The organism is Methylopila musalis (assembly GCF_042679725.1).
Lineage (GTDB): Bacteria > Pseudomonadota > Alphaproteobacteria > Rhizobiales > Methylopilaceae > Methylopila > Methylopila musalis.
This window is the reverse complement of sequence record NZ_JBHTMX010000082.1, coordinates 1-12,417: the sequence shown is the minus strand read 5'-3', so window position 1 is coordinate 12,417 and position 12,417 is coordinate 1. Positions and strand designations below refer to the sequence as shown.

Here is a 12,417-nt window from a genome sequence, read left to right as displayed (position 1 = left end):
CTCCTCGCTCAGGCCCCGCAGCGCGCGGCTGAGGCGGCGCCACAGCGCCGCGGCGTCGCGCGCCGCGCCGTAGCGGATGCGCCCGAAGCCGTTGCGGCGCTGGATTTCGACGCCCCGGACGTCCTCCACCACGAAGGAGCGGCCGATAAAGGCCCGAAGCTCCGGCGTGACCGGCCCCTGAAACAGATTGCGGCTCCAGATCGACACCCCGTCCGGGCCGGGGGCGATCCGCACGACAGGAGCGGCGCTCAACGGCGCCGCTCCACGGTCTTTTCAGTGCTCACATTCGCAGACGTCACGCGAAGACCTTCCACAGGTTCCAGAGGCTGAGCGAGGTGATCAGCACGCCGACGATGATCAGCAGCACGCGGGCCGGAAGCTTCCTCACGAGCAGGGCGGCGAAGGGCGCCGCGAACAGGCCGCCGAAGACGAGGCCGGCGATCGTGGTCCAGTGGGTGAAGCCGCCGAGCAGCGCGAAGGAGACGCCGCTGGCGAGCGCCAGGAAGAACTCCGCCGCGTTGACCGAGCCGATCGTGGTGCGCGGGTCCTGGCCCGAGCCGAGCAGCGAGGTGGTGACGACCGGCCCCCAGCCGCCGCCGCCCACCGCGTCCACGAAGCCGCCGGTGACGGCGAGCGGCGCGATGTAGGTCGGCGGCTCGGTGCGGATGCGGATGGCGCGGAACGCCTTGCTGATGATGTAGAGGCCGATCAGCAGCAGATAGACCGAGATCCACGGCTTCAGCAGGTCGCCGTCCAGGGTCGTCACCAGATAGGCGCCCGCGACCGCGCCGATGATCCCCGGGATGAGCAGGCGGCGGAACAGCTTGCCGTTCACGTTGCCGAGCTTCCAGTGCGACAGGCCCGAGAAGCCGGTGGTGAAGATCTCGGCGATGTGCACCGAGGCGGAGGCGGCGGCCGGCGGAACGCCGGTGGAGAGCAGGAAGGTGGTCGAGGTCACGCCATAGGCCATGCCCAGCGCGCCGTCGACGATCTGCGCGAACAGACCGACCGCGACCGCCGTCCAGAACCCGCGCGAAACGAGGCCGGCGCTGATCTCGGCCGGCGCGGCCTCCCAGTCGATCGGCGCGAGCCAGAGGCCGATGGCGATGCCCGCCACGACCAGCGCCAAAGCGGCGAGAACGCCGATGCGAACCAAGCGAGCCTGCCCGTCTGGAGTGGCGGTGGATACGTCGGAAGAAGACATGGAGACCCCGTTGCCTGGAGGCCGTCAAACGAAAACGGGGGAATCCGCCGCCGGAGCCGAAAAGCCCTGCGCGTTCACGCCACCCGATCACCGCGCCCCCTCAGCGGCGATCACAGCATGGTTACGCAAACGTCATCTCGGGTCAAACTAATTCTATATTTTCGATAGAATTATGAGAACGACGTGGGGATATCTTTTCGGCCAGCCTCGCCCGCCGATCGTCGTCATCTTGGCAAACTGCGCCGGGCCGGCGCGAGACACCACCGCCGGGCGCGGGGGGCTTGCACGCCGAAAACGCGCTTGCTCTTCGAAAGACAACCTGCCGCGCGTCCTGTCCGGCCGTCCCGCTCGGCGCGGTGATGGTCTAGCCATCACGTCGGCGCCGCCCCTGCCCTCCACAGCGTTCATCGCGCCGGAGCCAGGCGACGGTACGCGGAGGCCGCTCGTCGATAAGCGACCGACCGGCAGCAACCGAGGTGGAGATCGCCGGGACAGAAGCGCGGGCGGCGCGGACAAGCCGATCGCGCTGCGGCGGCACGATGGTTCTCAACTGTCGTCAGGGTCCGAGGCCACGCGTCTGGCTCAAGGAGCTTGAGGAGACCAAGCGCCGAAAGAAGAAAGCCATCGAGCGCATAAGCCGAAGACCGTCGCGACGCCGGTGGCCGTCGCAGGTATGCCGATGCGCCAACGGGGCGAAGGGCCTCGCAGCGGTTTCGCCCGCATCATGCGTTCGCCGAGAGCCACACCGCCGATGACAGTGAGGCGCTCACCGATCCGCTCATGGATCGTCCGGCGCGGCGGCGAAGGCGATTACAGCGACAGGCGGCCATCGGCAGAAGACGCGCAGCGCCGACATGGCAATAGTAACTTACTAGAGGTTAAATGTACTTTAGATCATACCAGCTTGATCAAGACGAGAATCATCACATCAAATCAATATTATTACTTCATCCGTACAATACAATGCAGCATCACCCGCTCTATGACGGCCCTCGCCGCGGACCGACCGAGCGAGACTTTCCCACGTTCGGGAACAGGCGCAAAAAGGTGGGGAAGAAACGCTAAAAAACGCAGCGATATCAACGGCGTTTTGAAGTGATGGTGCCCGGGGGCGGATTCGAACCACCGACACGCGGATTTTCAATCCGCTGCTCTACCAACTGAGCTACCCGGGCGGGTTTCCCTTGTGCGGAAGCGTCATGTTCCGCGGGAGAGCCGCCTTATAGGAAGTCGCGCGGGGTCTGTCCAGCGAGTCGCGCGACGTAATTCACAGGCCGTCGTCATTCTTGTCCGGGCCGTTTTCCGCCTCGTCGTCCTCGCGCGCGGGGACGGCGTAGACGCCCTTCAGCCAGCGCGACAGGTCCACGTCGGCGCAGCGCTGGGAGCAGAACGGATGGTGCTTCGGCAGGGACATGGCCTGACAGATCGGGCACGGCCGCGGGGCGCGGCGGCGGTCGTCCTGCGGCGGTCGCGCGTCGTCGCCCATGGCCGCCGTCACGCCGTCGCGGTCCAGCCGCGGTGGAGCGGGTAGCCCTCTCCGGTGAGGAGATTCGCGGTTTCGCACAGCGGCAGCCCCACCACCGCGCCATAGGAGCCGGAGAGCTTGGCGACGAAGGCGCCCGCAAGGCCCTGGATGGCGTAGCCGCCCGCCTTGCCGCGCCATTCGCCCGACTGGATGTAGGCCGCGATCTCCGATTCGGAGAGCCGGCGGAAGCGCACCCGCGTCTCCACCAGACGGCTGCGCAGCGCGCCCTTGCGGGTGGTGACGCAGATCGCGGTCTCCACCCGGTGGGCGCGGCCCGACAGCAGCCGCAGGCAGTCGGCGGCCTCGTCCTCGCTCTCGGGCTTGGGGAGAATGCGCCGCCCGACCGCGACCACGGTGTCGGCGCCGAGCACCAGCGCGTTGGCGAGGGCGGGATCCTGGGCCGCGAGCCGCGCGCCGGCGCGGGTCTTGGCTTCGGCGAGACGCAGCGCCAGCGTGCGCGGGCGCTCGTTGCGCTCGGGCGTCTCGTCCACGGAGGCCGGCAGCAGGGCGTCCGGCGTCACGCCGATCTGCTCCAGCAGCGCGAGACGCCGCGGGCTCGCGGAGGCGAGCACCAGCTTCAGCGGTTCGGTCATCTCAAGGCCACTCCGACCGGCCGGCGACCGGCCGTCACGCGATTACTTGAAGCGGTAGGTGATGCGGCCCTTGGTCAGGTCGTAGGGCGTCATCTCCACCAGAATCTTGTCGCCGGCGAGCACGCGGATGCGGTTCTTGCGCATGCGGCCCGCGGTATGGGCGATGATCTCGTGGTCGTTCTCGAGCTTCACGCGGAAGGTGGCGTTGGGCAGAAGCTCGATGACGGTGCCCGGAAACTCCAGCAGTTCTTCTTTCGACATGTGGTCTCGACAGGTGAGGACGGCCGACGGTCCCGCAAGGGGGACGCGGCCGCGCTTGAATACGGTCAGAATGCGTGGGTGATACCGGAATCCATGAAGTTCCACAACTCGCGCGGCGCGAGGGCCTCACACGCGCGCGGGCGCGGCGTAACGGAACCGGTCCCGGATGCGGTCCACCAGACCGTCGCGCACGGCGCGGTAGGCGTCCATCACCTGCTCGCGCGAGCCGCCATGGGCGAGCGAGGGGTCCATGGTGGGCCAGTACTCCACCTCCAGCGGTAGGCGGCGCGTCAGCTCGAGCGCGGCGTGGTGCGCCTCGGGCGCGAGCGTGACGATCAGGTCGAAGTTCAGGTCCTCGAGGTCTTCGAGCGAATGCGGTCGGTGCTTGCCCATGTCGAGGCCGAGCTCATCGAGGGCCGCGGCCACGAACGGGTCGTTCTCGCCCGGCCGGACGCCGGCGGAGGCCACATAGAGCGAGCGGCCGAAGTAGTGGCGCGCCAGCACCTCGGCCATGACGGAGCGGATCACGTTCTGGCCGCACATGAAGAGAACGGACTGGGGGCGGCCGGCGCCGCCGTCGCTCAAGCGTCAACCCTTCCAGCTCAGGGCCGCGATCAGCGTGAACAGACGGCGCGCGGTGTCGTGGTCGATCTCGATCTTGTCCCTCAGCCGCTCCGCCAGCACCTGCGCCCCCTCGTTGTGCAGGCCGCGGCGGCCCATGTCGATCGCCTCGATCTGGCTCGGCGAGGCGCTGCGGATGGCGGAATAGTAGCTCTCGCAGACGAGGAAGTAGTCCTTCAGAATTTTCATGAAGGGCGTGAGCGACAGGAAATGCGTCACCACCGCCGCGCCGTCGGCGGCGCGGGTCACGTTCAGCGCCAGCTTGCGGTCCACGAGGCCGATCAGCAGCGCGAACGGCCCCTCCCCCGCCTCGCGCGGCGCGAAGGCGTTGTCCTCGATCAGGTCGTAGATCGCGATCTGCCGCTCGTGCTCCACCTCCGGCGCGGCGCGCCCGATCGACGCTTCGTCGATGGTGACGGCGACGAGCTTCCGGACGGGATCGCGGGCGGGGGCGGTCATGGGGCGGCGGGCTCAGTTCATGCGGATCGCGACCGAGCGCGCGTGCGCGGTCAGCCCCTCGGCCTCGCCGAGGCGGATCGCGGCGCCGCCGAGCGCCTTCAGCTGCTCCGGCCCGCAGCGCAGGATCGATGTGCGCTTCAGGAAGTCGATGACGCCGAGCCCGGAGGCGAAGCGCGCCGTGCGGGCGGTGGGCAGCACGTGGTTCGAGCCGCCCACGTAATCGCCGATCGCCTCCGGCGTGTGGGCCCCGAGGAACAGAGCGCCGGCGTGGCGCACGCGGTCAGCGATCTCGTCCTCGTTTTCCGCCACGATCTCCAGATGCTCGGCCGCGATGCGGTCGGCGAGCGGGACGGCGTCCAGGATGTCGCGCACCACGATCACCGCGCCGAAATCGCGCCAGCTCGCGCCGGCGATCTCGCGGCGGGGCAGCACGGCGAGCTGGCGCTCCACCGCGGCCACCACCGCGGCGGCGAGGCCCTCGTCGTTGGTGATGAGCAGCGACTGGGCCGAGGCGTCGTGCTCGGCCTGGGCCAGCAGGTCGGCGGCGATCCAGTCCGGGTTGCCGGTTCCGTCGGCGATGACCAGCACCTCGGACGGGCCGGCGATCATGTCGATGCCGACCGTGCCGAACACCCGGCGCTTGGCGGCCGCCACATAGGCGTTGCCGGGCCCGACGATCTTGGAGACCGGCCGCACCGTCTCGGTGCCGTAGGCGAGCGCGCCCACCGCCTGCGCGCCGCCGATGCGGAACACCTCGTCCACGCCGGCGAGCTTGGCCGCCGCCAGAACCAGCGGCGCGATGCGCCCGTCCGGCGCAGGCACCACCATCACCACCCGCTCCACGCCCGCGACCTTCGCCGGCACGGCGTTCATCAGCACCGAGGACGGATAGGCCGCGGTGCCGCCGGGCACATAGAGCCCGACGCTGTCCACCGCGCGCCAGCGGTGGCCGAGCTCGACGCCGATCGGGTCGTGATAGGTCTCGTCCGCGGGAAGCTGGCGGCGGTGATGCGCCTCGATCCGGTCGCGGGCGAAGGCGAGCGCGGCGAGCGTCTCCGGGTCGCACTCGGCCTCGGCGGCGTCGAGTTCGGCCGGCGTCACCTTGAGGCCGAGCGCCGCGAGATCGACCCGGTCGAAGCGGGCCGACAGATCAATCAGCGCGGCGTCGCCCCGGGCGCGCACCTCGGCCAGAATGGCGGCGACCGCCTGGTCCACGTCCTCGGACACCTCGCGCTTGGCGGCGAGCAGGGCGTCGAAGCGGGCGTCGAAATCCGCGTCCAGCGCCGAAAGACGAATGGCCATGCGCGTCAGTCCTTGATGCTCGGGAGGGCGGCCGGCGTCGCCGGGCCGAGGTCGGCGGCCTGCGCCTCGACGCACTCCACCTCCAGCTGCAGGCAGGCGCCGCCCGCGAAATGCAGTTCGATCACGCCCGAAGGCTCCTCCTTCGGCGTGAAGGCCACGACGAGAAGCTCAAGCTCCGCGTCCGGCGTGGTCCGGTCGACGCCCCGCGCGCGAACGGCGGTGACGCGGTCGAAATGCGCCGCCGCGCGCCGCCGCGAGGTCGGGTCGCACAGGCGGTTCAGCCGGTCGCCCACGAAAGCGAAGCGGCGCTCGCCGGGCAGATAGACCAGATCCCGCACCTTGAGCGTGGTGTCCTGCAGATGCGCCGACAGCACCGCGAGGTCTTCGGCGTCGAGCGCGATCAGCTTGAGGGGGGCGTCGGAAGGCTGGGTCATCTGAACGCTCGAAGGCGGGCCGGACAGCGGGCGGCCGCACGGACGGCGCGACCGTCCGCACAGGTAGCGGCCGGCGTCGCGCTCGGCAACCGGCCGCGCGACGAAGCTTAGCCAGCGAGCTCGCGTGACCGGTCGGTCGCGGCCGCGACCGCGCGCGTCAGCAGCGGCGCGAACCCGTCGTCCGCCATCAGAACGGCGAGCGCCGCGGCGGTGGTGCCGTTGGGCGACGTGACGTTGCGGCGCAGGGTCTCGGGCGTCTCGGGCGAACGGCGCAGCAGCTCGCCCGCTCCCTCCACCGTGGCGCGGGCGAGTCGACCCGCGAGATCCGCCGGCAGGCCGGCCTTGACGCCGGCCTCGGCCAGCGCCTCCGCCAGCAGGAACACATAGGCCGGGCCAGAGCCGGAGACGCCGGTCACGGCGTCGATCAGGCCCTCGTCGTCCAGCCACTCCACCTGCCCGCCCGCCTTCAGCAGCGCGTCGGCGAGCGCCTTCTGGGCCGGCGTGACGGTCGCAGCCGCCACGGCGCCGGTGACGCCCCGGGCGATGGCGTCGGGCGTGTTGGGCATGGCGCGCACCACGGCGGCCCCGTCCGGCAGGCCGGCGGCGAGCCGCGTCGCGGTGACGCCCGCGAGCACGGAGACCAGCACCGCGCCAGGCGCCATGAACCGGGCCGCGACGGGCAGCGCCTCGGCGACCATCTGCGGCTTCACCGCCAGCACCACCGCGGCGGGGGCTGCGATCGTGTCGGGGTCGGGGGACGTCCGGACGCCGCGACGTTTGAACGCGGCCTTGGCGTCAGGCGGCAGTCCCGGATCGACGACGGCGGCGAGCGCGGGATCGAGCCCGCCCGCGAGCCATCCTTCCAGCAGGGCGCCGCCCATCTTGCCGGCGCCGATCAGAACGATCGGGCCGCCCGGTTGGAGCGGCCCGACGGAGTGCGCGGTCATGAACGGATCACCGGAACCTCACGCCTCCCCCACCGTGTCGAAAGCCACCACCTCCATGGCCTCCGTCGCGCTCTTGCCGGCCCACACCACGAACTGGAACGCCTGATAGTGGCGCTCGCAGGCTTCGAGGGCGGCCTGAAGCAGCGCTTCGCATTGAGGGACGCTCGCCTCGGCCCCGCCGCTGAGCAGCAGGGAATGCCGGTACATCACCACGCCCTCCTTGCTCCACAGGTCGAAATGGCCGAGCCACATCTGCTCGTTGATGAGCGTCAGCAGCTGATGCACCTCCGCCTTGCGGCGATCGGGAACCTTGAGGTCGAAGGCGCAGGCGAGATGAAGGGACTCCAGATCGTCCATCCATGTGAGGGACACATGGTAGTCGGTCCATGAGCCGTCGACGGAGATCGTGATCTCGTCGTCGTCCGACCGGTCAAAGGACCAGTCGTTCGCCGTCGCGATGCGTTCGATCATGTCGACAGGATGGGCCTGACGATCGGCGTCCACGTCGATGAGAGCCATCAGCTCCTCCCGGGGTGGGGCCCTGGCGCGGGCATGGGAACGACGTCGGGCGTGACCTGCGGACCGCCCCAATGGGGCGCGGACCGCATGCCGAGGCTCGCAGCGTCCGCGCGGAGCGCGATCCGATTCGAGCCACCGTCAGAAGTATAGGGCGACTTCCGCCGCGCTGCACACTCCCCCGAACGGCGCGTCCCGGGTCTTACGGCTAGGGCTCGCCCGGCGCGGCGGCCTTGGCTTCGAGCGCGGCGAGGCGCGCCTCCAGCCGCTCGTTCTCCAGCCGGGCCTTCTCGGCCATGGCGCGCACGGCCTCGAACTCGTCCCGGCGCACCAGATCAAGCTCGGAGAGGATGCGGTTCGCCTGCGCGCGCACGATGGTCTCCACCTCCCGGCGCACGCCGGAAGCGGCGCCGGCGGCGTCGGTCATCAGGCGTCCGATCTCGTCGAACACGCGGCCACGGGGCTCGGTCATGGGTGTGGTGTCTCCAGCGCGCGGATGTCGCCGCCTTCATGTGGCCCACAGCGCCGGCCGCCGCAAGACCGGGCGACGGCCAGACCGGGCTACAGCCGGGCGCCACGCGCTTCGTCGCGGCGCCGCCACCCACAATCGATCTCATCTAAAATGGTTCTTGTTTTCAACAGCAACGTGATGAAAATCATTCGCATTATCAACGTTCAATCCTGAATTGACGCGGGAGGACGCCGTCGTTACGAGCCGTGTTGACCGTCTCGTCTCGCACCGGGTTCGCCATGTCTTCCTACGCCATCGTGCTTCTGGCCATCGGCATGTCCATCGACGCGCTCATCGCGTCGCTCGGGCGCGGCGCGGCCATGGGCCGTCCCAGTCTGGCGGAGGCCGCGCGCACCGGCGTGGTGTTCGGCGTGGTCGAGGCGATCACGCCGCTGATCGGCTGGGCGGCGGGCGTCGCCGCCAGCCAGTACGTGCAGGCGTTCGACCACTGGATCGCCTTCGGCCTGCTCGGCGCGGTCGGCGGGCGCATGTTCGCGGAGGCGCTGCGGCGCGCCGACGGGGCGGAGCCGGACGCGCGGCCCGCCCGTTCGCTCGGGGTGCTGCTCGCGACCGCGATCGGCACCAGCCTCGACGCCATGGCGGTCGGCGTGTCGCTCGCCTTCCTCGAGGTGAACATCCTGGTGATCGCCCTCGCCATCGGCGCCACGACCATGGTGATGTCCACCGGCGGCATGCTGGCGAGCCGCGTCATCGGCGAGCGCTTCGGGCGCTACGCCGAGATGGCCGGCGGCCTGATGCTGATCGGCCTCGGCGTCTCCATCCTTGTGGAGCATCTGTCGGCCTGACCATGACCTGCCCCGCGCTCACCCTGCTCGACCGTCCCGCCGGCTACGGCCGGATCTCGCGCGCGCTGCACGCGCTGGTGGCGACGCTGGTGCTGTGGCAGTTCGCCATGGTGCTGGCCTATCGCGTGCTTGGCGAGCACAACGCCACGCTGAACGCGATCTACGGCGTCGCCTCCCACGGGCCGGTGGGGCTCGGCGTGTTCCTGCTGATGCTGGCGCGCATCCCTTGGGCGCTCGCCAACGCCCGGCGGCGCCCGGCCTATGACGCCGGCGTGCTCGGCCGCGTCGCCCGGGCGAGCCACGCGCTGATGTACGCGCTGCTGTTCGCCATCCCCGGCGTCGCCCTCGCCCGGGTCTACGCCAAGGGCGAGGGCTGGGTGGTCTACGGCCTGTCCGTGGTGCCCGCGACCGGCGAGCCGATTCCGGCGGTCAAGACGGTGGTGGACGCGCTGCACGGGCCGATGTCGTGGACCCTGCTCGCGCTGATCGTCGCCCATGTGGGGGCGGCGCTGCTGCACGGGCTCGTCTGGCGCGACGGCATGGTGGGCCGCATGTTCGGCCGGCCGCCCGCGACCGCCTGACGGGATCTCAGGCCTGCGGCTTGCGGGCCACCAGGAAGGCGTCCACGTCCTCGGACTGCGCGGGCAGGGTCTTGATCCTGTGCATGATCCTGCCGAGGACGTAGGCGAGCGCGAGCGAGGCGTGCCACGACCAGCGATGGGCGACGTAGCGCTCGTTCGGCGCCGTGTCGGTGCGCACCGCGAGGAACTTCCGCATCCACAGCACGGGTCCCTGATGCGGCGAGACCGGCAGGGACGTGGCCTCAACCACCTCAAGCCCGGCGGCCTCCGCCAGCGCCCGGAACGCGCCAGGCGTCCACCACGTGACGTGGTGCGGCGGCATGTTCATGGGCAGGTTCGGGATCTCCGTCAGCGGCGAGGGATGCAGCGGCGCGGCCAGGATCAGCAGGCCGCCGGGCTTCAGCATGCGCGCCATGTTTCGGGCGTGCGCGAGCGGGTCCGGCACGTGCTCGATCACGTGGAAGGCGGTGGCCACGTCGTAGCGCTCCGGGTTGTGTTCGGCGTGGTGCTCCAGCGTCTCGCGGATCACCGCGTCGTCCACGTCGTCGGAGGCGTAGGGGTCGAGGCCCACGAAGCGGGCGTGGCCGAGATGGCGGCGGAACGCGCCGGGGCCGCAGCCCACGTCGATCACCGTGGCGCCGTCCGGCACGAAGCGCGCGGCGGCGGCGAAATCCTGCCGATCGTCGGAGCGGTAGGTGAGGCCGCGATGGATGTCCCACCGGGCGTAGAAGTCCCGATAGAACAGCCCGTCGCCCACGATGCGCGGCTCGAAGAACACGAGGCCGGTGTCGGATTCGTACAGGGTGAAGCGGTCCACGCCCTGAAACAGGGCCGAGACGTCGACCCCTTGCGCGAAGCGCCAGATGTCCGCGACCACGCCGGCGGACACGCCGTGGATCGCGCGCCGCGCGGGGCGGCCGGTCAGCGGGCACGGCGGCAGCGGCGCGCGGGCCGAGCCGCGCGTCGTAGTGGGACGCGTCACCATGAAGAGGAAGAATCCAAGGCTTGGCCCAAGGTCTTAAGGGCGCGGCGAACGACCGACGCGCCGCCACCCGACTGTCGCGCCGTCCCCCGACGACGGAACCGACATGCCTTAAGGACACGCGGCGCGTCCATGCGGCGCCGAGAATGACGCTTGCGCGGACCACGTCAACTGGCGGCGGCGGGGCCTGCGCCCGATCCGCGCCTTGACGCCCCGGCGGCGCCCGTCCATCACGGCGGCGTCCGCAGCCGGAGCCGCCATGCCGCTGTTCGCCATTCCTTTCCCGATGATCGACCCGATCGCGGTCTCCGTCGGGCCGCTCGCCATCCGCTGGTACGCGCTGGCCTATGTGGCCGGACTGCTGATCGGCTGGTGGCTCGCCAAGCGCATCGCCGCGAACGACGCGCTCTGGGGCGACGTTCGCCGCCCGTCGCCGCTCGATGTGGACGACCTGATCCTCTGGGTCGCCTTCGGCGTCATCCTCGGCGGGCGGATCGGCTATGTGCTGTTCTACAACCCCGGCTACTACCTCGAGAATCCGATCGAGGCGCTGCAGGTCTGGCACGGCGGCATGAGCTTTCATGGCGGGCTCGCGGGCGCGGCGCTGGGGGCCTGGGCCTTCGGACGCTCGCGCGGCCTGCCGGCGCTGCCGGTGTTCGACCTCGCCACCGCCGTCGCGCCGATCGGCCTGTTCTTCGGCCGGGTCGCGAACTTCATCAACGGCGAGCTGTTCGGCCGCGCCTCCGACGCGCCCTGGGCCATGGTGTTCCCCCACGGCGGACCGGAGCCCCGGCATCCGAGCCAGCTCTACCAGGCGGCGCTCGAAGGCGTGGCGCTGTTCGTGGCGGTGCAGATCCTCGTGCGCTCGGGCGCGCTGAAGCGGCCGGGCCTCGTGGGCGGCGTGTTCCTCGCGGGCTACGCGGTGGCGCGCATCATCGGCGAGCTGTTCCGCGAGCCGGACGCGCAGATCGGCTTCCTCGCCTTCGGCGGCACCATGGGCCAGCTGCTGTCGCTGCCCATGCTGGCGCTCGGCCTCGCGCTGATCGTGCGCGCCCGGCGCTCGCCGCCCCTCGCATGACGCCGCTCGCCCGCGAGATCGCGGAGATCGTCGCGGGCGAAGGGCCGATCGGCGTCGACCGCTACATGGCGCTGTGCCTCGGCCATCCGGTCCACGGCTATTACGCCACGCGCGACCCGTTCGGCGCGCAAGGCGACTTCGTGACCGCGCCCGAGATCAGCCAGATGTTCGGCGAACTGCTCGGGCTCTGGTGCGCGGAGGTCTGGGCGCGCATGGGGCGCCCGGCGCAGGTGGCGCTGGTGGAGCTCGGCCCCGGCCGCGGCACGCTGATGGCGGACGCGCTGCGCGCCGCGCGCGCCCTGCCCGGCTTCCGCGAGGCGATGAACGTCACGCTGGTGGAGACCAGCCCGACGCTGCGGGAGATCCAGCGCGCCCGGCTCGACGGCGCGGGCGTCCCCGTACGCTTCGCCTCCGCCGTGGACGAGGCGCTGGGCGGGACGCCCGCCATCGTGCTGGCGAACGAGTTCTTCGACGCGCTTCCCATCCGCCAGTTCGTGGCGACGCCCGGCGGCTGGCGGGAGCGGCTGGTGGGCCTCGACGGCGACCGGCTCGCCTTCGGCCTCGCGGCGGCGGCGCCCCGCGACCTGTCCCTGCCCC

At 70.8% G+C, this 12,417-nt stretch carries 17 protein-coding genes and 1 tRNA gene; 4 read left to right on the top strand and 14 right to left on the bottom strand.

Features of this window, described 5'->3' with window-relative positions; translation table 11 throughout:
* The 13 genes from ACFQ4O_RS10290 to ACFQ4O_RS10230 all read right to left on the bottom strand — a co-directional run.
* Positions 1–252, bottom strand: a 252-nt coding sequence (locus ACFQ4O_RS10290) for a hypothetical protein (RefSeq protein WP_378775600.1), incomplete at its 3' end; no start/stop codon positions are given.
* A gap of 43 nt (positions 253–295) precedes the next feature.
* Positions 296–1,204, bottom strand: coding sequence for a sulfite exporter TauE/SafE family protein (locus tag ACFQ4O_RS10285; RefSeq protein ID WP_378775599.1), 909 nt, complete (start codon positions 1,202–1,204; stop codon positions 296–298).
* Positions 1,205–2,303: 1,099 nt separating this feature from the next.
* Positions 2,304–2,379, bottom strand: a tRNA-Phe gene (locus ACFQ4O_RS10280).
* Between the two features lie 92 nt (positions 2,380–2,471).
* On the bottom strand, positions 2,472–2,690 hold the full coding sequence (gene yacG, locus ACFQ4O_RS10275) for a DNA gyrase inhibitor YacG (RefSeq protein ID WP_378775598.1): 219 nt from the start codon (positions 2,688–2,690) through the stop codon (positions 2,472–2,474).
* Between the two features lie 8 nt (positions 2,691–2,698).
* Positions 2,699–3,322 (bottom strand): Maf family nucleotide pyrophosphatase, encoded by a 624-nt coding sequence (locus ACFQ4O_RS10270; protein WP_378775597.1) that lies wholly within the window; start codon positions 3,320–3,322, stop codon positions 2,699–2,701.
* A gap of 42 nt (positions 3,323–3,364) precedes the next feature.
* Entirely contained in the window at positions 3,365–3,583 is a 219-nt protein-coding gene (gene infA, locus ACFQ4O_RS10265) for a translation initiation factor IF-1 (protein WP_128777136.1), read from the bottom strand.
* A 126-nt stretch (positions 3,584–3,709) separates the two neighbouring features.
* Positions 3,710–4,126 carry an arsenate-mycothiol transferase ArsC gene (locus ACFQ4O_RS10260; RefSeq protein ID WP_378775602.1) on the bottom strand — a complete coding sequence of 139 codons (417 nt, stop codon included), beginning with the start codon at positions 4,124–4,126 and terminating at the stop codon, positions 3,710–3,712.
* 45 nt (positions 4,127–4,171) lie between these two features.
* Positions 4,172–4,663, bottom strand: coding sequence for a UPF0262 family protein (locus ACFQ4O_RS10255; RefSeq protein WP_378775596.1), 492 nt, complete (start codon positions 4,661–4,663; stop codon positions 4,172–4,174).
* A gap of 12 nt (positions 4,664–4,675) precedes the next feature.
* Positions 4,676–5,965, bottom strand: a complete 1,290-nt coding sequence (hisD, locus tag ACFQ4O_RS10250) for a histidinol dehydrogenase (RefSeq protein ID WP_378775595.1) — start codon at positions 5,963–5,965, stop codon at positions 4,676–4,678.
* Positions 5,966–5,970: 5 nt separating this feature from the next.
* A complete protein-coding gene (locus ACFQ4O_RS10245) occupies positions 5,971–6,399 on the bottom strand; it encodes a DUF2948 family protein (RefSeq protein ID WP_378775594.1) in 429 nt (142 codons plus the stop codon).
* 107 nt (positions 6,400–6,506) lie between these two features.
* Positions 6,507–7,346 carry a pyrroline-5-carboxylate reductase gene (proC, locus tag ACFQ4O_RS10240; protein WP_378775593.1) on the bottom strand — a complete coding sequence of 280 codons (840 nt, stop codon included), beginning with the start codon at positions 7,344–7,346 and terminating at the stop codon, positions 6,507–6,509.
* A gap of 18 nt (positions 7,347–7,364) precedes the next feature.
* Positions 7,365–7,865, bottom strand: coding sequence for a type III secretion system chaperone family protein (locus ACFQ4O_RS10235; RefSeq protein WP_271203419.1), 501 nt, complete (start codon positions 7,863–7,865; stop codon positions 7,365–7,367).
* A 205-nt stretch (positions 7,866–8,070) separates the two neighbouring features.
* Positions 8,071–8,334, bottom strand: a complete 264-nt coding sequence (locus ACFQ4O_RS10230) for an accessory factor UbiK family protein (protein ID WP_378775592.1) — start codon at positions 8,332–8,334, stop codon at positions 8,071–8,073.
* A gap of 278 nt (positions 8,335–8,612) precedes the next feature.
* Between ACFQ4O_RS10230 and ACFQ4O_RS10225 the strand changes: the two genes are divergently transcribed.
* Together ACFQ4O_RS10225 and ACFQ4O_RS10220 are read left to right on the top strand one after the other, a co-directional pair.
* The gene (locus ACFQ4O_RS10225; protein WP_378775601.1) at positions 8,613–9,179 is read left to right on the top strand and encodes a manganese efflux pump MntP; all 567 of its coding nucleotides are present in this window, start codon (positions 8,613–8,615) and stop codon (positions 9,177–9,179) included.
* A gap of 2 nt (positions 9,180–9,181) precedes the next feature.
* On the top strand, positions 9,182–9,760 hold the full coding sequence (locus tag ACFQ4O_RS10220; protein ID WP_378775591.1) for a cytochrome b: 579 nt from the start codon (positions 9,182–9,184) through the stop codon (positions 9,758–9,760).
* 7 nt (positions 9,761–9,767) lie between these two features.
* On the opposite strand, the gene ACFQ4O_RS10215 is transcribed toward ACFQ4O_RS10220, so the two are convergent.
* Entirely contained in the window at positions 9,768–10,745 is a 978-nt protein-coding gene (locus ACFQ4O_RS10215; protein WP_378775590.1) for a class I SAM-dependent methyltransferase, read from the bottom strand.
* 256 nt (positions 10,746–11,001) lie between these two features.
* On the opposite strand from ACFQ4O_RS10215, the gene lgt reads away from it, so the two are divergent.
* Together lgt and ACFQ4O_RS10205 are read left to right on the top strand one after the other, a co-directional pair.
* Entirely contained in the window at positions 11,002–11,820 is an 819-nt protein-coding gene (gene lgt, locus ACFQ4O_RS10210; protein WP_378775589.1) for a prolipoprotein diacylglyceryl transferase, read from the top strand.
* Positions 11,817–12,417 (top strand): SAM-dependent methyltransferase (locus ACFQ4O_RS10205; protein ID WP_378775588.1); only part of this gene is annotated, 601 nt, incomplete at its 3' end. The genes lgt and ACFQ4O_RS10205, both read left to right, overlap by 4 nt.

What these genes read in the sequence shown, in the direction of transcription:
- ACFQ4O_RS10260 (WP_378775602.1), bottom strand. Translation starts at nt 4,126, where the DNA reads ATGTGCGGCCAGAACGTGATCCGCTCCGTCATGGCCGAGGTGCTGGCG.
- ACFQ4O_RS10235 (WP_271203419.1), bottom strand. Translation starts at nt 7,865, where the DNA reads ATGGCTCTCATCGACGTGGACGCCGATCGTCAGGCCCATCCTGTCGAC.
- ACFQ4O_RS10230 (WP_378775592.1), bottom strand. Translation starts at nt 8,334, where the DNA reads ATGACCGAGCCCCGTGGCCGCGTGTTCGACGAGATCGGACGCCTGATG.
- ACFQ4O_RS10285 (WP_378775599.1), bottom strand. Translation starts at nt 1,204, where the DNA reads ATGTCTTCTTCCGACGTATCCACCGCCACTCCAGACGGGCAGGCTCGC.
- proC (WP_378775593.1), bottom strand. Translation starts at nt 7,346, where the DNA reads ATGACCGCGCACTCCGTCGGGCCGCTCCAACCGGGCGGCCCGATCGTT.
- lgt (WP_378775589.1), top strand. Translation starts at nt 11,002, where the DNA reads ATGCCGCTGTTCGCCATTCCTTTCCCGATGATCGACCCGATCGCGGTC.
- hisD (WP_378775595.1), bottom strand. Translation starts at nt 5,965, where the DNA reads ATGGCCATTCGTCTTTCGGCGCTGGACGCGGATTTCGACGCCCGCTTC.
- ACFQ4O_RS10220 (WP_378775591.1), top strand. Translation starts at nt 9,182, where the DNA reads ATGACCTGCCCCGCGCTCACCCTGCTCGACCGTCCCGCCGGCTACGGC.
- infA (WP_128777136.1), bottom strand. Translation starts at nt 3,583, where the DNA reads ATGTCGAAAGAAGAACTGCTGGAGTTTCCGGGCACCGTCATCGAGCTT.
- yacG (WP_378775598.1), bottom strand. Translation starts at nt 2,690, where the DNA reads ATGGGCGACGACGCGCGACCGCCGCAGGACGACCGCCGCCGCGCCCCG.
- ACFQ4O_RS10215 (WP_378775590.1), bottom strand. Translation starts at nt 10,745, where the DNA reads ATGGTGACGCGTCCCACTACGACGCGCGGCTCGGCCCGCGCGCCGCTG.
- ACFQ4O_RS10270 (WP_378775597.1), bottom strand. Translation starts at nt 3,322, where the DNA reads ATGACCGAACCGCTGAAGCTGGTGCTCGCCTCCGCGAGCCCGCGGCGT.
- ACFQ4O_RS10255 (WP_378775596.1), bottom strand. Translation starts at nt 4,663, where the DNA reads ATGACCGCCCCCGCCCGCGATCCCGTCCGGAAGCTCGTCGCCGTCACC.
- ACFQ4O_RS10225 (WP_378775601.1), top strand. Translation starts at nt 8,613, where the DNA reads ATGTCTTCCTACGCCATCGTGCTTCTGGCCATCGGCATGTCCATCGAC.
- ACFQ4O_RS10245 (WP_378775594.1), bottom strand. Translation starts at nt 6,399, where the DNA reads ATGACCCAGCCTTCCGACGCCCCCCTCAAGCTGATCGCGCTCGACGCC.